Below are 18,496 nucleotides of genomic sequence, written 5' to 3' on the forward strand. Positions count from 1 at the left end.
TGATATTTAGTCACTATGAGGGTAATAAATATTAAGGCTACTAAATATGATTAAACAGCTATTTTTGATATGTTTTTTATTTATAAGTAATAGTTTAAGTGCAGATGTTAAATTACAAGTTGTTACAGAGGAATGGCCTCCATTCAATTTTACAAACGAAGATAATCAGGTTGTAGGTACTACAACGACTCTCGTTAAAAAAATACTTAAACAGGCGAATATAGAATATTCAATTCATAGCTATCCATGGGCTAGATCGATGCAATTGGCACAAGGGCCTGGTAATGTCATGATTTATTCTATATATCAAACATCTGATCGTCTTAATAAATTTCAATGGATCTGCCCTCTATCTTCACCTGTTAAATCTTATCTGTTTCGTTTAACAAGCCGAAACGATCTCAATATCACTAAGCTTAATCAGGCTAAAAAATATCGCATTGGTATTAACCGTGCTGATAGCTCTCATGAGTATTTGACTAAATATGGCTTTATAGAAGGTAAGAATTTAGACCTAACGGCGGATGGAAAGGCAAATATTAGAAAGTTTTTAGCAAAAAGAGTTGATTTTATAGTGCAAACGAAGCATTCAATGTTAGAACGTTTAAAAGAAGTTAATATGCCATATAGCAAGGTCGAAAAAGTAATAGAGTTAACAGGTTACAATAAAAAATCACCTTGTATGGCTTTTAGTCTAACGACTGATAAATCTATGATAAAAAAAATACAAAAAGCTTTTTTAAACATAAAAAATCAGTCATAAAGAGTTTCTTATTTATTAGATAAAGTTAAGGTATTGTTTATTTTATTTTCGTAGTTTACTTTTATTTTATATAAATCGGTTGTTGGTGAGCTATATAAAATATCAGCCGTATCTATAACTAAAGCTAAATAATGCCCTTGAGGTACATCATAAGCTGTTGCAACTAAATCGATGTCTATCTCAATTGTTTCATTGGGGGTCGCGTTTAAAATTGTATAGGGTGCATGTGTGATTAAAGTACCAATACCAGCCCAGTTTACATCATATAAATATGCAACTAATAAGGCATCACTTTTACTAGGTGTAACATTTAAATGAATTTTAGATATGCCTCTAAGGTACATTTTTTCCTCTAACCAGTCTGATTCCCATCTAATAGCATTAACAGTACTGATCAAAGGCATGCTTGAGATAATCGGCAGGTCTAAGTAATCCTCTGTCATATATGAAATCAATGGAATTCCTGTACTTGCTAAAGTATCTAAACCTGAATAAATTGTATCCGTTTTAGGCCACCAAGGTGAATAAGGTGTTGTTTTCATATCCCCGTCACCATCAAGTTCTTTTTCATGAAGATATAAAGTAGTTTGAGATATATCGGCTGATGGCCAGTTATCAAATTGCTCGTACTCACCAAATTTGATTTCCATTTCAACTGGTTTCTTATTTGTAATACCGTTTTGTTCACCCTTCAACCAATGATCAAACCATGCATGTACATTTTTCCAAACATGGTGTTGTGCTTTACCCATACCGAGTACTTCACCAACGGCATGTGTTCCTTGGTTTAAATCGAGTAATTTAGGCCCTGTTAGCGCTTTATATAATTTTAAGACACTATTTGGCTGGAATAAGTTATCACCAAAATTATTAGATAAATATATCGGCACTGCATTTTGATTTAGTTTATCTATGTAATTTAATGGGGAGCGTTGGTTAGCCCATTGAGTAATTTCAGCAATACGCTCTTGTTTAAGTAAACCAATATAATTTTTTGCAATTTCATCGCTGGGGTCTCCTGTTAAATATCCTAGTCCAGTTAATAATGCCCCCCAAATTAATCTTGGAGACTGGTGACCATAAAGAGACTCTGTCAGGCTTCCCCAAGTGCTCATAGCGGCTACGGCATTAATTCTGGGCTCATGAGCAGCACTTAATAAACTTATACCTGACCCGTATGAAACACCAGCAAGGCCAATATTACTTTCGTCCACAGGATAGTTTGCCAATAAATAATCAATCACTGCAGAGACATCATTTATATCTTGTTCACCTGCGGTCGCAATTTTTCCTCCTGAATTGCCAAACCCTCTAGTCGAATAACTTAATACGATATACCCTTGCTCTGCAAATTTAGCTGCTTCAGTAAGGTATTCATATTCATCTAGCCCCCAGCTATTAATGAAAATTATTGTAGGATAATAATCTAACCCCGAAGTTGGTACGAAAATGTTTGCGTGTAAGTTAATACCATCCTGAGCAGTAATAATGATGTCGTCATTACTTGTATATAAATGTGACTGTTTAAATACTGGGTGCCCAACAAGTGCCTTTAATAAGTCTATTAAAGAGCTTGCATGTACTTGATTAGTTGAAAAAATAACGGTGAATACAAATAAAAACTTGTATAAATATTTCCTATTTTGTTTTTTTATCATAATAGTTCTCTTTTTATTTTTTATTTAAATGAACTCTAAACGGATTGTGCGATAATTGGCTTAGAGTTTTTATTCTAGGAACTAAAAAGAGGGTTTGATATTTTTAATATTTATATTCAATATTCACGATGTTTCTTTAATGGGTAACCAGCATGTTTGTTTTTCATTCAGTTTAGGTTAATCAATTTTTATTTATGCTTATAATCAAGTTTTAAAAACATGGGTAATAAAGAATGAAAAAGAGTACTCTTACGATTTCTTACATTTTAAAAACAATTACTCACGTTATTGTTTATGTTTTTATATAAAATGACCGTATTAGCATGATGCTATGCTAAGCATTTATTTCATAGTTTAAGAGTAATTAATATTTCATGTTAAAGCCTTTATATTCAAAAATTTTGTATTTATTAATCATTTTAACTTTGCCTGGTTGCGCAACGATGCAGTTCAGAGACTTGTTCTCAGGTTATGCTCAGCAAATGGAACCAGTGAAATTTCAAGCTAATAATGGTCAATTTAAACAAGCAATTGCTTCAACCCCAGAGCGCTCTGTGTCAGATACAAACTATGTTTTAGCTTTATTAGAAAAAGGTCGTCTGTCTCATTTGTCTGGAGATTATCCGACAAGTATTAAATTGTTTTCTCAGGCGAGTCATTATATCGATGAGCAAAAGTTGAAAGCAAAGTTACAAGTGAGTAAAGGTTTTCAAAATGTGGGGGCAATTGTAAGTAATGACAGTGCAATTACCTATGTAGTACCAGATTATGAACAAAGCATGATGCATAGTTATCAAGCTTTAAATTATCTTTATCAAAAAAATACTGAAGCTGCGTTAGTAGAAATCAGGAAGGCAAACTTAGTTCAAAGAGCTGCTTTAGAAAATAATTTTGATGCAATAAATGATGCAATTGATAGTTTAGAAAATGAAGTTGAAGTTGACTGGCAAAGTATTAGTGATACCTATCCTGAAATGGAGAATATAGTAGGAAAGGCCAAAAACGGTTTTCAAAATGCATATACTTTTTATATATCAGGCGTACTTTATGAAGCATCAGGTGAGTTAAATGATGCTTATATAGATTATAAAAAAGCCTTAGAAATATATCCTGAAAATACTTACTTGCAGCAAGATGTATTAAAAATAGCAAAAAAATTAGGCATGACAGATGATTTACAAAAATTCGAAAAGCGTTTTGGTAAATACACATCAAAAAATGTAAAAAATGACGGTCAGATTGTTGTGGTATATGAGCAAGATTTAGTTGAAGCGCGTGATGAAATGGTATTACGTCTTCCTGTTTATACGAGTAAAGATGATATGCGCTTTTATAGTCTGGCTTTACCTGTTTATAACAATAAACAGCAAGTATCTCATGTTGCTAATTTTCAGTTAGATTCAAAAGCATTAAAATTTTCTCAAATAGTGAAAGTAGAGGCGTTAGCTGCTCAAACATTAAAGTCGCAGTTACCGGGTTTAATAACACGTCAAGTTTTAAGGCTTATTGCTAAAGAAAAGGTGCGCAAAAAAATGAGTAAAGAAGCTGGAGATGTTGGCAATATTTTAGCGAATTTATATAACTTAGCATCCGAGCGAGCTGATACTCGAAGTTGGTTAACATTACCTCAATCAACCAATATTTTAAGAACTTATGTTAAAGAAGGTGAACACCATTTAGTGCTTAATATTGGTGGCAAGCATAAAAAAATTGAAGTTGATGTAAAACCAAACCGTATCACTTTAGTGAATATCACAGCAATGAGTAACCATATTGGTTACAAAACGATTAACTTATAAAAGGAAGAACGAGATGCTTAAGGTGATAAACCCCATTTTTTTAGTAACTTTTAGCTGTTTTATTTTAGCTGGATGTGCAAAACCTGTTACTTCAGGTATAGGAACAAGCCAATTAACTTTAGGTGATGATTTTAGTCAACATCTAAAGTTAGATAATCCCAAATTGGTTAAAAAATTGAAAATTTCAAATGTAATAAGTCGTAAAAATAATGATTTATTACAATTAAATTTAGAATTAAGCAGTCAATATAAAAAATCACAAAGTTTACAGTACCATTTTGAATGGTTTGATTTACAAGGGTTTGCTGTAGAAGCGGGTAAGTCACCTTGGCAGTCTTTAGACTTACATGGTTTTGGAGTTATTAATTTAACAGCATTAGCTCCTTCAGTTAGGGCCGAAAAATTCAAAATATATGTTCGCGAAGTATCAACAAAATCGCAAAAGTTTTAAATTAATAGTATTAGATAGAAAGAGGAAAATCCCTTGAAAAAAATTATAGTAAGTGCAGTCGCTGGTGTTGCAGTCTTAGCTTTAAGTGGTTGTGCAAATAAAGCCGTTGTGAGCTATGGTGATGCAACTGCCGTAGAAACTACAGATATAAACTTTGGATCAACCGATCTGCAAAAAGTAGCAACTCAAATGACAGATTCATTATTGTTATCACCTGTTGTAGGAACATTAACTGCGAATAGTCGTCCGGTTGTATTTGTTGAGCGTATTAAAAATAAAACCAGTGAACATATAGATACTGAGTCCATTACCGATTCTGTATCAACTAAGTTATTACGTTCAGGAAAGTTCCGCTTTGTTGATATGGGCCGTGTTGAAGCTGCTCGTGAACAACTTAATTTTCAACATAATGGCGGTATGGTTAATCCAAATAAAGCAATTGCTTTTGGTAAACAGGTTGGGGCGCAATATATGTTATATGGAAACCTTTCAAGCATAGTGAAAAGCAATAAAGATAAGGCCGATGTATATTATAAATTTACTTTACGTTTGATGGACTTACAAAGCGGTTTAGTTGAGTGGGCTGATGAAACAGAAATTCGTAAAACACGCGAAACAGCAAGTTTAGGTTGGTAAGCGAGTCACTTTTAAAGGGGGTAAATTATGAAAAAATTAATTTCCTTATTATTTATAACTCTTATATTTAGCATGCAGGTCAATGCTGGTTATGAAAGAAATAAAGCTGTGCCAGTACAGGAAGTTTTATTCGGTAAAGTGCAGTCTGTTAGAAATATAACTGAGCAAGAACTGGTCAGAGATAAAAACCAAGGTTGGAAAGTTTTTGGTGGTGCTTTAATTGGCGGTGCTATTGGTAATCAATTTGGTGATGGCAGTGGCCAAGTCGCTGCAACCATTTTAGGCGCTTTAATTGGCGCGTCTATTTCTGATAGTCGTCATCCTCAATATCATGAGCGCAGTCTGCGTTTGGTTGAGATGATGATTGAAACGGAGCAAGGCAAAGCGTACATGGTAGTGCAAGACTTTGATTCCAGAATGACCTTTAGTCAAGATGATAAAATACGCTTAATTTATCTTGAAAATGGCTCAGTAAGAATTGATAAAGCTTTTTAAGTTATAGCGCCAAATGCATAAAAAAGACCAGGAGCAAAAGTTACTGGTCTTCAATTGAAACTGTCAATTTATTTTAGAACGAGACAAGCTATAAATTATTTGGACTCTGCACGGCCCATAAATTTACGTTCTTCAGTATTGACTTTTATTTTATCACCCGTTGAAATATGTTCTGGTACTTGAACACTTAAACCGGTGGAAAGCATGGCGGGTTTAGTGCGTGCTGTTGCAGAACCACCTTTAATTGATGGGTCTGTTTCAGTGATAACTAATTCTACACTTGATGGTAAATCAATGCCGACAGGTGAGCCATCTACTAAGACAACCTGAACACCTTGGGTATTTTCATCAATAAATAATATCTCATCGGCGATATTTTCTTTATTCAGGTTATATGGTGTGTAATCTTCATTATCCATAAATACAAGTTCATCACCATCAAGGTATGAAAACATCACTTGGCGACGTATTAAATCAGCCAATGTAAGCATATCGCTATCTTTGAATGTTTCATCAACTTTCAAGCCTGAAACAACATCATACATACGCATACGATATAAACTACCACCAGCACGGCCTTGAGGTACAGAGCGCTCAATGTCTCTAATAATATATACACTATTGTTATATTCTATTGCGGTATTTTTTTTTACTTCACTGGCCTTTGGCATGATATTTTGTCCTGAAAAAAATAATGCGGTAAAAATAACATGAACTTAGTTTAATGCAAGTTGATTTGAGAAATTAAAAAACCTATATTGCAAGCAATATAGGTTTGAAGAAACGAACGGGAATTGAATTAGAAGGTCATAGACCAGCGATTAATTGTGCCTGTATCCCAATTAGCATTATCAACTGCTTTAAGTGACCAAGTGCCAGAAGTATCAGCGCCATTTAAAGTAACAGTGTAGGTTTTTTTGATATCATTTGTACTACCGCCTGAATTGTCATGTAAAACATAAGTTTCATTTGTCGGGCTGGTTAAAGTGACTTTTAAATCACCTTTATAGGTATGACTTATATCAACCTCAACACTCACTTGTGCAGACGTACCTATATTGCTAACGCTGATGTCACTTGTAATACCCTCTGAATTATTATCAGGAATTGGATAACTTTGATTGTTCTCAAATTTACCTGTACCGCCGCCATCACCATCTTCGGTATAGCTTGCGACTAAACTAACGCCAGAGTATGCAGCGTAGCCATCTAGCATAAATGAATAGCGAACAGTTTGTGGTTTGGCTTCAGCACAAGACTCAGTATTACCATCTTTATAAGGGCGACAATCATAATTTGATTTTGAAGCTGTACTGCCTGCTTTTAGATATAAATCAACATCACCTGTTCCTGAGCTTGTTTGCACACTTAAATCAGTCGCACCTGTTGGCACATCGATGTGGTATAGAGTTTGACTCCCTTTAGCGCCACTTAAACCCGTTACTGATACGCCATTTTGAAGTTCAACGCTTGGTTTAGTACCGCCACCACAAGTAGCATCGACACCAACAGTGTTAAATGCTGCAATAACATGGTCAACATTATAACTTGCATCTGCAGCAGCACGTTTGACACCACAGCCCCCTTCGTCAAAGGTAGAATTATCAGTCCAGTATAACTGATTCGCTCTTACCATCACTTCAAATGCTTTTTTTGTATCCCAACCAGCTGTATTTGCTAATAAATAAAAAGCACGGTTAAAAACTCCACTTGAAAGGTGAACATCTAAGCCACTATAGTAATCAGAAGCATGGCCTATAGAGCGACCATCTTGTGTTGGGTCTTGAAAGTAACGTAATGCACCTTGGGCTTTCAATATTTGTGCGCCAACTAACCAATCATTCGTACCATTCATAAAGAATTCTGCGGCTTCACCGGCCATATCAGAAAATGCTTCATTCATGCCACCAGATTGGTTTCTATAAATTAAGCCTGAATTTTGTTCTGTAAAACCATGGCTCACTTCATGCGCAGAAACATCTAAACTTACTAATGGATAAAAAGTATTTTGACCATCACCAAAGGTCATTGCTGAGCCATCCCAAAATGCATTGTCATAATTACTAGAATAGTGAACGCGCATGCTGAGTTGAAATGTCAAAGGTGCTGTGCCGTACCAATCTTTATATAAGTTAAAGACGACACCACCAAAAAAGTGTGCATCATTAAGTGGTGCATATGCCCCATTGATCTGTTTTACTGTATTACGCGGACAATTATAGCTATAAGCTGTTGAACCAGATGTACCACCATTTAGATTAACGGTTTTAACATTGGCATTATTCATGGTACAAGTATCACCTGATTGTTCTACATCTAAGTAGCCAAAATCAGTGCCATATTCGTATTGTCCAGTTTTTTCATTTCCACCAGGGCCAGTACCAACTAACGCATGCGCTAAACCATCCCATTGTGCTAAAAATTCTCCTGTATTGGCATCTAATATGCCAAATGGACGAGTTGGTGATTGGTGAGCATTAAAGTACGACACTTGATAAACAAGGCGAGCTTGTTCATGTTCGTCCATATAAATATAGAGTTCGCTTTTTATATTTTCGGTAACTACAGGCACTCCGCTTTGTGCTATTAGTATTTTTAAAGCGTCTTCGGCAGATAATTTTGGTGTTACGGAAGGCACATCTTGCTCTACTTGTGTCAATATTGAGCCAACACTCGATTGCATCAAACCAAAGTTATTTTCCTGTGCAACAACCGAACTAGCATAAACCGGAACTCCCTTATAATGCTGTTGGTATTTGGCTTTTACTTTGCCATTTGCTAATACTACACGGCGAACTTCTTTCATTTGGTAATCGTTTGAAAGATTAAGTTGCTGACTGATTGATTGCTGCATTACTGAGTTAGAAATATTGTTATTAGTGCTAACTTGTTGTGTATCCTGCCATTGTGCGGCTTGGACATTGACACTTAATGCAACTGCAACAGCTACTGGAGCAACTTTAAATAGATTTTTCATTTATTTGAATCCTTTAATAGTTATATTTTTGTTTATCTCACTCAACAGCAAATAATCTGAGTGGTGTTCCTATTTATAGAACACAAATAACGCTTTGCAAGAAAATAATTTACAAAAAATTAACTTTTATATTTGTTTTTGTTTGATTTAAAGGCAAATAGAAAGCTCTATAGTTTATCTTTGCGTACCGTTTTTGGTTCTTTTGTGGTTTGTTTGCATTTACTTTTTTGGAGGTTGTTTATTTTGAAATTTTTATTTTCTTTAAATTGTTTAACAAAAATTTAAAGAAAATAAGAGGAGTTGATCTAGTAAATAGATGTAAAGTGAATTAAGTATTTATTTTTACATGATGCAGTGAATCAATTTTATAGTTGGAATTTTGATGTTTTTATGCAATTTTTATCAGATTGTGAGTTTTTTCTTTATTTAATATGGCATTTTCATTCATAAAATAGGCAAGTATTTGGCTCATTTCATTAATGCGTATAATAAAACTCGCTTTACTTGCTCTTTCATTTATAGTGTGATCTCCATCTCCAAAAGGACCAAAACCATCAAGTGTAACAAGGCCTGCAGCTGACATAATATTTGCATCACTGACCCCACCTCTATGCTCTGTTTTTAATTCGTAACCTAATAATGAGTTGATTTTTTTGATTAATACTGCTTGCTTAGGAGTTGGCGGCATAACATCTCTTTGAACACCACCTTCTATAGTCACCTGTATATTTTCAACTTTTGGGTGATCAACTATGTGGTATATATTTTCAAGAACTCGAAGTTTTTCGTTAAAACAATTAAAACGTGCTTCTACAACTAAATTTGCTTTTGGTGATATGGTATTAGCACCAATTCCACCTGTGCATTTTCCAACATTTACAGTTGTAGCTTGTTCTAAATCGGTTAAAGCGGTTAAATCGATAATCATATGTGCGGCGGCTAAATTGGCATTTATACCTGATGTATATTCATTGCCTGCGTGAGCAGATTTACCTTCAATATTGATATTAAATGTTGCGACACCTTTTCTGGCTGTGACTATTTCATGATTTTTACCCGCAGCTTCAAAAACAAAACAGTAGTCATAATTTTTGGCTAAACGGGCAGATAAATGTTTACTATCATCACTGCCAGTTTCTTCATCACTTACCAGTAACATATCTATATTGGTAATTTCATTAAATTCTTGTTTTAATTTCCTAAGTGCACATAAAGCAACATAATTACCGCCTTTCATATCACATACACCTGGGCCATAAATCCAACTGTCATCTTCTGAAAACGTCTCAAATGTTCCTTTAGGAAAAACAGTATCTAAATGCCCTAATAATAAAACTTTCTTCCCTTTCACCTTGTTAGATATAAATAAAATATGGTTACCAATATCTTCTCTTTCAAAGGTTTGACATTTAAAACCCAGAGGCATCATCCATGATTTAAAAACATCTGCATTTTGATTTATTCCTCGTTTATTTTTACTGTGGGAATTTATATTAATGATTTTTGCCAGTTCAGAAAAATTCATATTAACATTCATAAATAAAGCCCATCCTTAGTGATAAAGTCAGTGTCATTGCACCTTGATTATCAATATTTAAATATAAAAGTTTAAATTTTCAGTTTCATTCTCATGACCGTTTTATGAACAATTTTGTTGTTTTATATTTCTTCAACAGATTGTCACAAAACTGGATTTTAATAGAGCAAAGAGACGCTTTTCAATTTTATCTAAACTCAGATGTTTTTTACTTTAATGGCTCCTTGTTCCTTAAAGTGATTTAGATATAGAGAAGGCAAATTTCATTGAAATTGTATTAATGGAGATAAGCAATGTCGGCAGCAAATGTTGGTTTGTGGTTATATGAAAATGGGGGCGGTTTACATATTCAAAATGCAATCGTCAATGCACTAAAGCAAAGAGATATTAATTGCATTACGGGCTTAAACCTAAGAGATGCTCATGCAAGAGATGGTCATATTCATTGTAATAATATTTTAATGGAAGAATTAGACTTATTTTTGAGTTACAACGCTGGTCAGCAAACCCAATATCAATTGTATCTTTATGAAGCGATTAGCCAAAGCATTCCAACTATTAATAATTTTAATGCTTTTGCTTTATCTGAAGACAAATTCAAAACGTCGCATTTGTTAAATAATCACGGGATTATTACACCTGAATATCGTTTGTGTCATAAAAATGATACTGATGGTTTAAAAAAAGCGATTAAAGATTGGGGAGGGAAATTAGTTTATAAACCGACAGATGGTTGGGGGGGCGCGGGTATAGTGAAAATAGAAGGAGAACAGGCGCTTGATATGCTGTTGCCCTTTTTAAGTCGAACAGATTTAAGATATTTTTATTTAGAACGTTTTATAGATTATGACAATACGGATTTTAGAATTGATATCGTTGATGGTCAGTATATAGGATGTTATGGCCGTAAAGCACCTAAAGATGATTGGAAAACAAATATCACCAGTGGCGGTAGTATTTTTGTGAGGGAGCCCACGGATGAATTGATTAATTTAGCAAAAAAAGCAGCTTTGGTAACAGGGCTTGAAATTGCTGGTGTTGATTTAATTTATGACCGTGAAAAAGAGCGTTATGTTGTACTTGAAGTAAATGGCATCCCAGCATTTGCAACACCAGAACAAGAAAAGTTGGGATTAAATTTTAATCATAAAAAAATTGATGCCATTGTTAATTTAATTGACCGAACAGTTTGTAAATCTAATGCTAAGGTAGCTTAACTTATGAAAAATACACCGGGATTACCTAAACTTGGGTTTTTATATTTAAATCATGTATTACGTTTTTTTGATAATTCTAATTTTAAAGGTTGGCCAGACAAAATTGCCCAAGTAACTTATCGTTGGGGAAAAGATAAACAACGCTTTATTGATGAAGTCAAAGCAAAAAAAATTAATGTATTAATAGGAAATATACCTGCAACAGCATATGAAACCTTTCGAGAAATTGCAAAAGCATTGCCTGAAGTTGAATTTGTACCTTCACTCGATGCGCAGTTTTCAAATAAATCAAAAGAAAATGTGACTCACTTTTGTAATAAATATAATTTGCCCGCTCCTAATACAAGTATTTTTTATGTTCCTGACCGTGCAGATAAATATTTAAAAAATGCGGTTTATCCGAAAATAATAAAGCGCTCTTTTGGCCCTTCAAATTATGGCGGTTATTTTGTTCATAAAGTTGATAACTATACTCAAGCTAAGATGTTATTGAATAAGCGCAAATACTATCCTGTATATGTACAAGATTTTGTGCCTATGGAAGCTGATATCCGTGTAATGCTGATTGGGCATAAACCCGTATGTGCATTTTGGCGAAGACCACCTGAAGGTGAATGGCTTACAAATACCAGTCAGGGTGGCAGCATGGACTATGAAAATGTACCAAAAAACATTCTAAAATTGGCAGTTGAAACTTCAAAAGCTGCAAATGCTGAATATTGGGCCTGTGATATTGCTCTGGGGAAAAATGGTCAAATATACATTTTAGAGTGTGCAACTGCATTTGCAGCTTTTCCCTATATCAGAGATTGGATTGGACAATATTTGATGTGGAAATATTCAAGTGGTCAATTTAAGTTGCCTAATATTCCCATGTGGAACTGGGAAGAGTTAGGAAAAATAAACGTGACATTATTACGTACTATGCGCCATATCACTTTTGGTAAGCATATACCCAGTTATGACTCAAATGAATTGTTCAAACAACTGGATGAATATGGTTTTCCTGTTATGGAAGTGCAAAATAAGCCATATGAAGAATGGCCAAGTAGTATTTGGAATTTTCAAGATAACTTTCAATTAAATCACCCTGATCTATATTGCGAACCTGATCCTATTGAAATAAGTAAAGATGAAAGTTGTGAACCATTAGTGGTTGAAGAGCATGATGATAGCACTGTTATCTCTCAATTGAGTTTAATGACTTTTTTTACGGGGATCAAAGGTATAGGCAATAAAATGGCACAGGATATTATTAATACTTTAGGTACGCAAGGTGTTATTGATGCCTTGCAAAATAACCCGAATAAATTATGTGAAATAAAAAATGTTAAGGCAAAGAAGTTAGAGATGATCACATCCCATTGGCAGCAATTTAGTCAAACTTTGTAGTTAATATTGAGCAGTAGTAAATATATTGCTGCTTATATGATTTTTTAATTTTGGGCTATTAATAATTTTATGAAAATTCAATATACATCTTATCAAGAAACGATTTCATTTTTGAAACAAGCCATGAGTGAACACCCTAATTTAATTCGTTTGCAAAGCATAGGGGATACATGGGAAAAGCGGCCTATTATGCTAGCAACAATTTCAAACGATGTTGTTTATGCAGATGAAAAACCTGGCTTGTTATATACAGGAACGATCCATGCTAGGGAGTGGATTGGTAATGAACTTGCCATAAATTTTATAAAGTATATTATTGATAATTATAGATTTAACCCTAAGCTGATGAGCGCGCTCACTCGTAATACATTTTATATTGTGCCTTGCTTAAACCCGGATGGATTTGAGTACTCACGTAACCACTTTTCATTTTGGCGTAAAAATCGAAGAGATAATGGTGATGGTACTTTTGGTGTTGATTTAAATCGTAATTTTGACTCTAAATTTCGAAAGGGCAGTGATAGTAATTTAAGTACTTATGGAGGCCCTCATGCATTTTCAGAGCCTGAAACTTGTGCCATTCGAGATTTTGTTAACCTACATGCAAATATTACGATATCCCTTGATTATCACTCTCAAGGTAATGTTTTTTTTCCTGCACATAAATTTAATCATGAAGTTGAAATTGAGGGCACAGATTTAAATATTTTATGTGCCAATATGAACAATGAAATAAAAAAGGTGACGGGTCGCCAATATGGTATTCACCGAGGAAAACCACCTGCTAATTTAATTAGAGGCAGCGGCCGAGAGTATTATTATTCTAAGGGAATATTAGCAACTGTAGTTGAAGTTGGCACAAGAAATATACCCGATCATATGCAAGATATGTCACAAAGCATAGATGAAAATATACCCGCATTGATTTATGCCTTATCGGAAGCCATTAATTATTCAGCGTTAGCACCAAAAAGAGTGGAAGGTTTTACAATCAAAGAGATAGGATCAGATACAGTTACACTAGAGTGGTTATATCCGATAAAAGATGATTTATATTTTGAAATTTATCGTAGCGAAACAAATAAAAATATGTGCAATGAACAAACGTTAGTTGCGATTACTAAGTCGTCTTATTTTAAAGATGTACAATTAAAAACAGGTCAAAGCTATTTTTATAATATAAGAGCTGTAGATAAGGTCACAAAAGTTAAATCTCCTTTTAGCCCTGAGTTAAGATTAAAAACCTTGCTTGCTAATGATGAGTTTTCATTAACGTTGTACCCAGCAAAACAAGATGTGGGTTATTTAGCTGAAAACTATATCATTAAAAATAAAGAACATTTTGGTTATAACTCCATGTTTATTGGTATTAATAAAAATCGCGGTAAAAGCTACGGTTTAATACGGTTTAATTTAAATAATTTACCAGAGCAAGTTCAAATTACAAGTGCACAGTTTTCTTTATATCCTATGAACCGTGTTAATGCCAAAATCGAAAAGTACGGGCAATGGTCAATTGATATTTTAGATGCCAGCAAAATTACAGACATTTATGATTTTAATGAAATAGAGCAAGCTGACAGTATTTTTACGTTAGGCCAGACCATTGAATCAGACAAAATGACACAAGGTATTTGGAGTAAATGGCAATTTAATGGTGTAGAACGCAGTTTATTACACACTTGTGGTAAAGAATTATTGTTAAGAATTAAAGGGCCCATCTCTTTACCGCTTGGTAACGATTCACAAATGATGCAATTTGACATCGGTTATGGTCCGTTTGGTAGTGGTTTACATTATCGTCCATATTTAGACTTAATTTACACTCAGGAAAGTAAGTGCATTGAAATGTTACCTGCAGCGCTTAATGTTATTTATCCCGAATATATTAAAAGTAATAAACTTGCCTGTGGCTTTAATGAAAAAGGTGAAGTGGTTTATGGTCAAATGGCTTTTGCTTTAGATGTCTTGCCTAAAGTTGATACTACTGTGATCACCCATGCCTATTTATTACTTCATAACAAAAACCATTTAACAAGTGCAAAAGACATTAGATTTACCATTGAGCTGGTGGAGTTAAAAGATCTTGATTATAAAAGTGTTAAACAAAGAGATAAAATTGAATATATAGGATACGAAGTCAGTAATGAGCAATTAAAGGAAAAGTCACAGCACCACTTTATATTTGATAGTTACAGTCGCCAGGCATTAGAGCGTTTGCACAATGAAAATAAACCTTTCTATTTTATAATGAGAGCAACAGCAGAGTCTCAGGCATCAAATGCTTTGGTTGATTGGCATTGTGACAACGCCCTTCAGGCAAAACTCATTATAAATTACATCGAGCGACGCAAATATGCATTAGATGCACCTAAAGACATCAATATTGAAATTGAAAATAAGCAAGTTAAACTCAGTTGGAAAAATCCAGAGCATAGTGATTTTGTTGGATCATTTGTCGTGCGTAATCGTTTTCATCCACCTAAATCTCCTTTTGATGGTGTGAAAATTTATGGTGGTAAAGATGAATATACTTTTGACAATTTTGGTAATGCGCACATCCCTAAATATTATTCAGTTTTTAGCTATGATAATGTTCCAAATTATTCAGCCCCTGCAGCAATTTATTATGCTAAAACGCAGACCATTCTCTTAGATGAATTAAATGACGATTTACCTTGTGAACTTCAATATGAATTAGAAGATGAAGATATGAACCTAGGGGATGATTAGCTGATTACATAAAATGCAGTGGTTTACTTTGATTAATTTACGCTAACGATTATGATGTTGGGCATGATAATTGTTAGCTGAAAAATTTAAAATGAGCATAACAGAAAAATTGCGTCTATTACTGCAAGAGAAGCATATAGAATATAAAGAAATAGATCATGAGGCGGCTCAAACTTGTGAAATATCTGCTAAAGCGCGTGGTGAAGATATAAAAATAGGAGGTAAAACTTTATTATTTAAGGATAAAAAAGGGTTTCATTTATTTGTACTTTCTGCTGAAAAACAAGTAGATTCAAATAAAGTAAGGCAAATTTTAAAATCACAAAAATTGAGGTTTGCTACCGAACAAGAACTTCAAGATCTCTGCTATGTACAAAAAGGTGCATTACCGCCTTTTGGTAAACCAATTTATCCTTATGATTTATATTTGGATGAATCAATTTTATATAACGAAAAAATTGCATTTAATGCGGGCATATTAACTAAGTCTTTTATTTTAAATACACAAGATTACCTTACTTTAGTATGCGCAAATTATAGTTGTTTTGCCAAATAATGAGAATTCAGATTAAATAAAATTCACTTTTGAGGCCTTTACTTATGAGTTTTAAACTCACTCTATTTTCCTTATTCATTTTGATAGCTTCAAATTCACATGCTGATATTCTCAAACCTTTTAAAAGCGATGGCTGTAGTGGATTTCCTGATGGTACATTAAAACAGAATAAGTTATGGCTTACATGTTGTAAAAATCATGATTTTGATTATTGGAAAGGTGGGACATATCAACAAAGGTTAGCATCAGATAAAAGATTAAAGGTGTGTGTTTCTGATGTTAATGAGCCTGAAATTGCATTGTTAATGCTTGCAGGTGTACGAGTAGGAGGGTCTCCTTTGTTACCAACAAACTTTAGGTGGGGGTATGGTTGGTCATACCCTAGGCTATATGGTGAATTAACGGATGAAGAGCTAAACCAAGTTAAGCTATTATCAAATAAATCAAAATAGAATGAAGGAAAAAAAATATGCCCCATTGCATTGTTGAATATTCAATTGATTTAGAGCGTAAAATTGAAATCACTCAGTTAAATCATGCTGTTTTTAATAGTGCACTAAAATCTGAACTTTTTGAAGAACAGGACATAAAAGTAAGGGCAATAGGTTATGCACATTTTCAAACCGGAAAATATAGAAGTGACTTTATTCATGTTGTCGTAAAAGTATTGAATGGTCGAACATTTGAACAACAAAAAAATCTCTCTGCTCTGGTTTTACAAGCACTTGATAATTTAGGAGTATCATCGATTTCATTAACAGTAGAAATCGTTGAAATTGAAGCTGACTTATACGCTAAATTGGTTAAATAAACTCATTTTATGAGTTTATACCCTATCAAAATAATCATAAGCACTGTGTGTGCACTTATTGCATTTGCGGGTAATTCAGTATTGTGCCGTATAGCCTTAGGGCAAAATTTAATCGATGCTGCAAGTTTTACAAATATTCGCTTGTTATCTGGCATTGTCACCTTGATGTTAATTGTTTTAGTAAAAAAGAAACACATACTAACCCAATCTAAAGGAAGTTGGTTAGCAAGCTGTATGTTATTTGTTTATGCAATCGCATTTTCATATGGATATATTTCTCTAGATACAGGAGTTGGCGCGCTAATTTTGTTTGGTTCGGTACAAATTACCTTGATTTTTGTAAATGTTACTTCAGGAAATAAGTTGCATTATTCAGAGTGGTTAGGGCTATCAACTGCATTTGTAGGTTTTGTTTATTTAATTTTTCCGAGCTTAACAAGCCCAACGATCAGTGGCATGGCAATTATGGCTTTATCAGGCGTTGCTTGGGCTTTTTATACTTTATTAGGGCGAAGCTCTCAAAATCCTTTGAGTGATACTGCTTATAATTTTTTACGTACTCTCCCTTTTATCCTTTTCATGTTTTTATTGTCGTTTAAAAGTACCACTATTAGTCAAGAAGGAATTGTTTTGGCTGTTTTATCTGGTGCACTCGCATCTGGTATTGGCTATGTTATTTGGTATATTGCACTGAATGAGCTTTCGATTTCTCAAGCTGGTGTTGTTCAGTTGTTTGTGCCTGTCATTGCCGCTATTGGCGGTGTTTTATTTGCTCAAGAACAAATTACATTACGTTTATTTATCTCCTCAGTTTTAGTATTAGGCGGAATTTTAATTGTTATTCTAGGCAAGTCTTATTGTATGAAACAGGCTTTGAATGAAAAATAAATATTGAAAATTCAAATAATTAAACAATGTTAATTTATGTTTAATGATTGAATTTATAAGCGGTTATGCTAGATTTATTTTTGAAGTAATTTCAATATAATCATTTAAAAGGAATAAAAAATGAAAAAATTACCATTAATTTTATGTATGAGTAGCGTATTGGGGTTAGTTGCTTGTGGTTCTGATGAAGTTGTTGCACAAATGCCTGCTTGTGACAGTCAAGATGTACTTGAACTTACTACTGAGATATTAAAAGAAGAAGCAAAATCTCAATTGTTTTTTGCTATGCTGAAAAAAGCGGGTAAACCAGCGGAAGATCTTCCGTATAAAAAAGCAGTGGAGTTAAGAGGAAGATCTGAAGAGCTGGGTAAGGTAATAGATATTGTTGATGAAGCCGTAGAAAAAAAGAATATGAAATACTACGATATTAATATGGATAACCAAGACACTGCTGAGAAAAAAGTTTGGTGTAAAGCTGATATGAAAGCTGAAAAAGGCACTAAAATGGCAATTAATTATATTGCGCAATTTGTCGGAGATGATGTTGAAGTTGAGGTGGTTTTTTAACTACGACAATTTAGTT

General features: G+C 33.8%; 17 protein-coding genes. 13 read left to right on the forward strand and 4 right to left on the reverse strand.

From position 1 onward, the window contains the following. Window positions 1-46: 46 nt before the first annotated feature. A complete protein-coding gene (locus BM088_RS10240; RefSeq protein ID WP_091983384.1) occupies window positions 47-763 on the forward strand; it encodes a substrate-binding periplasmic protein in 717 nt (238 codons plus the stop codon). Window positions 764-771: 8 nt separating this feature from the next. Here BM088_RS10240 and BM088_RS10245 read toward each other — a convergent pair whose 3' ends face one another. Next, window positions 772-2,421 (reverse strand): alpha/beta fold hydrolase, encoded by a 1,650-nt coding sequence (locus tag BM088_RS10245; RefSeq protein ID WP_091983386.1) that lies wholly within the window; start codon window positions 2,419-2,421, stop codon window positions 772-774. A gap of 374 nt (window positions 2,422-2,795) precedes the next feature. On the opposite strand from BM088_RS10245, the gene BM088_RS10250 reads away from it, so the two are divergent. Genes BM088_RS10250 through BM088_RS10265 form a run of 4 tightly spaced genes read left to right on the forward strand, consistent with a single transcriptional unit; the run spans window position 2,796 to window position 5,802 of the window. Next, entirely contained in the window at window positions 2,796-4,220 is a 1,425-nt protein-coding gene (locus tag BM088_RS10250) for a COG3014 family protein (protein WP_091983387.1), read from the forward strand. A gap of 13 nt (window positions 4,221-4,233) precedes the next feature. Further along, window positions 4,234-4,671, forward strand: a complete 438-nt coding sequence (locus BM088_RS10255) for a YcfL family putative periplasmic lipoprotein (RefSeq protein WP_091983389.1) — start codon at window positions 4,234-4,236, stop codon at window positions 4,669-4,671. Window positions 4,672-4,704: 33 nt separating this feature from the next. Beyond that, window positions 4,705-5,307 (forward strand): penicillin-binding protein activator LpoB, encoded by a 603-nt coding sequence (gene lpoB, locus BM088_RS10260; RefSeq protein ID WP_091983390.1) that lies wholly within the window; start codon window positions 4,705-4,707, stop codon window positions 5,305-5,307. A gap of 27 nt (window positions 5,308-5,334) precedes the next feature. Next, a complete protein-coding gene (locus BM088_RS10265) occupies window positions 5,335-5,802 on the forward strand; it encodes an outer membrane lipoprotein (RefSeq protein WP_091983392.1) in 468 nt (155 codons plus the stop codon). A gap of 95 nt (window positions 5,803-5,897) precedes the next feature. Here the strand turns inward: BM088_RS10265 and efpL are convergent, their stop codons facing one another. From efpL to BM088_RS10280, 3 genes are all read right to left on the reverse strand, one after another. Beyond that, on the reverse strand, window positions 5,898-6,473 hold the full coding sequence (gene efpL / locus BM088_RS10270; RefSeq protein WP_091983393.1) for an elongation factor P-like protein EfpL: 576 nt from the start codon (window positions 6,471-6,473) through the stop codon (window positions 5,898-5,900). Between the two features lie 128 nt (window positions 6,474-6,601). After that, window positions 6,602-8,779, reverse strand: coding sequence for a M4 family metallopeptidase (locus tag BM088_RS10275; protein WP_091983395.1), 2,178 nt, complete (start codon window positions 8,777-8,779; stop codon window positions 6,602-6,604). A gap of 388 nt (window positions 8,780-9,167) precedes the next feature. Next, the gene (locus tag BM088_RS10280; RefSeq protein WP_091983396.1) at window positions 9,168-10,316 is read right to left on the reverse strand and encodes a M20 family metallopeptidase; all 1,149 of its coding nucleotides are present in this window, start codon (window positions 10,314-10,316) and stop codon (window positions 9,168-9,170) included. 293 nt (window positions 10,317-10,609) lie between these two features. On the opposite strand from BM088_RS10280, the gene BM088_RS10285 reads away from it, so the two are divergent. The 8 genes from BM088_RS10285 to BM088_RS10320 all read left to right on the forward strand — a co-directional run bounded on the left by BM088_RS10285 (window position 10,610) and on the right by BM088_RS10320 (window position 18,480). Next, the gene (locus BM088_RS10285) at window positions 10,610-11,533 is read left to right on the forward strand and encodes an ATP-grasp domain-containing protein (protein WP_091983398.1); all 924 of its coding nucleotides are present in this window, start codon (window positions 10,610-10,612) and stop codon (window positions 11,531-11,533) included. Window positions 11,534-11,536: 3 nt separating this feature from the next. Beyond that, entirely contained in the window at window positions 11,537-12,925 is a 1,389-nt protein-coding gene (locus BM088_RS10290) for an ATP-grasp domain-containing protein (RefSeq protein ID WP_091983399.1), read from the forward strand. Window positions 12,926-12,994: 69 nt separating this feature from the next. Next, entirely contained in the window at window positions 12,995-15,658 is a 2,664-nt protein-coding gene (locus BM088_RS10295) for a M14 family zinc carboxypeptidase (RefSeq protein ID WP_091983401.1), read from the forward strand. Window positions 15,659-15,728: 70 nt separating this feature from the next. Further along, window positions 15,729-16,214, forward strand: a complete 486-nt coding sequence (locus BM088_RS10300; protein WP_091983402.1) for a YbaK/EbsC family protein — start codon at window positions 15,729-15,731, stop codon at window positions 16,212-16,214. Window positions 16,215-16,258: 44 nt separating this feature from the next. Further along, the gene (locus BM088_RS10305; RefSeq protein ID WP_091983404.1) at window positions 16,259-16,666 is read left to right on the forward strand and encodes a hypothetical protein; all 408 of its coding nucleotides are present in this window, start codon (window positions 16,259-16,261) and stop codon (window positions 16,664-16,666) included. A gap of 17 nt (window positions 16,667-16,683) precedes the next feature. Next, complete coding sequence (locus BM088_RS10310) at window positions 16,684-17,025, forward strand: 5-carboxymethyl-2-hydroxymuconate Delta-isomerase (RefSeq protein ID WP_091983405.1); 342 nt, start codon at window positions 16,684-16,686, stop codon at window positions 17,023-17,025. A gap of 9 nt (window positions 17,026-17,034) precedes the next feature. Further along, window positions 17,035-17,913, forward strand: coding sequence for a DMT family transporter (locus BM088_RS10315; RefSeq protein ID WP_091983407.1), 879 nt, complete (start codon window positions 17,035-17,037; stop codon window positions 17,911-17,913). A gap of 120 nt (window positions 17,914-18,033) precedes the next feature. After that, window positions 18,034-18,480 (forward strand): hypothetical protein, encoded by a 447-nt coding sequence (locus BM088_RS10320; RefSeq protein ID WP_091983408.1) that lies wholly within the window; start codon window positions 18,034-18,036, stop codon window positions 18,478-18,480. Window positions 18,481-18,496: the final 16 nt, after the last annotated feature.

The organism is Pseudoalteromonas denitrificans DSM 6059 (genome assembly GCF_900112265.1).
GTDB lineage: Bacteria > Pseudomonadota > Gammaproteobacteria > Enterobacterales > Alteromonadaceae > Pseudoalteromonas > Pseudoalteromonas denitrificans.

Bases quoted from the DNA above. Each gene is read 5' to 3' on its own strand.
- BM088_RS10240 (WP_091983384.1), top strand. From the start codon at position 47: ATGATTAAACAGCTATTTTTGATATGTTTTTTATTTATAAGTAATAGT.
- BM088_RS10245 (WP_091983386.1), bottom strand. From the start codon at position 2,421: ATGATAAAAAAACAAAATAGGAAATATTTATACAAGTTTTTATTTGTA.
- BM088_RS10250 (WP_091983387.1), top strand. From the start codon at position 2,796: ATGTTAAAGCCTTTATATTCAAAAATTTTGTATTTATTAATCATTTTA.
- BM088_RS10255 (WP_091983389.1), top strand. From the start codon at position 4,234: ATGCTTAAGGTGATAAACCCCATTTTTTTAGTAACTTTTAGCTGTTTT.
- BM088_RS10265 (WP_091983392.1), top strand. From the start codon at position 5,335: ATGAAAAAATTAATTTCCTTATTATTTATAACTCTTATATTTAGCATG.
- efpL (WP_091983393.1), bottom strand. From the start codon at position 6,473: ATGCCAAAGGCCAGTGAAGTAAAAAAAAATACCGCAATAGAATATAAC.
- BM088_RS10275 (WP_091983395.1), bottom strand. From the start codon at position 8,779: ATGAAAAATCTATTTAAAGTTGCTCCAGTAGCTGTTGCAGTTGCATTA.
- BM088_RS10280 (WP_091983396.1), bottom strand. From the start codon at position 10,316: ATGAATGTTAATATGAATTTTTCTGAACTGGCAAAAATCATTAATATA.
- BM088_RS10285 (WP_091983398.1), top strand. From the start codon at position 10,610: ATGTCGGCAGCAAATGTTGGTTTGTGGTTATATGAAAATGGGGGCGGT.
- BM088_RS10290 (WP_091983399.1), top strand. From the start codon at position 11,537: ATGAAAAATACACCGGGATTACCTAAACTTGGGTTTTTATATTTAAAT.
- BM088_RS10295 (WP_091983401.1), top strand. From the start codon at position 12,995: ATGAAAATTCAATATACATCTTATCAAGAAACGATTTCATTTTTGAAA.
- BM088_RS10305 (WP_091983404.1), top strand. From the start codon at position 16,259: ATGAGTTTTAAACTCACTCTATTTTCCTTATTCATTTTGATAGCTTCA.
- BM088_RS10310 (WP_091983405.1), top strand. From the start codon at position 16,684: ATGCCCCATTGCATTGTTGAATATTCAATTGATTTAGAGCGTAAAATT.
- BM088_RS10315 (WP_091983407.1), top strand. From the start codon at position 17,035: ATGAGTTTATACCCTATCAAAATAATCATAAGCACTGTGTGTGCACTT.
- BM088_RS10320 (WP_091983408.1), top strand. From the start codon at position 18,034: ATGAAAAAATTACCATTAATTTTATGTATGAGTAGCGTATTGGGGTTA.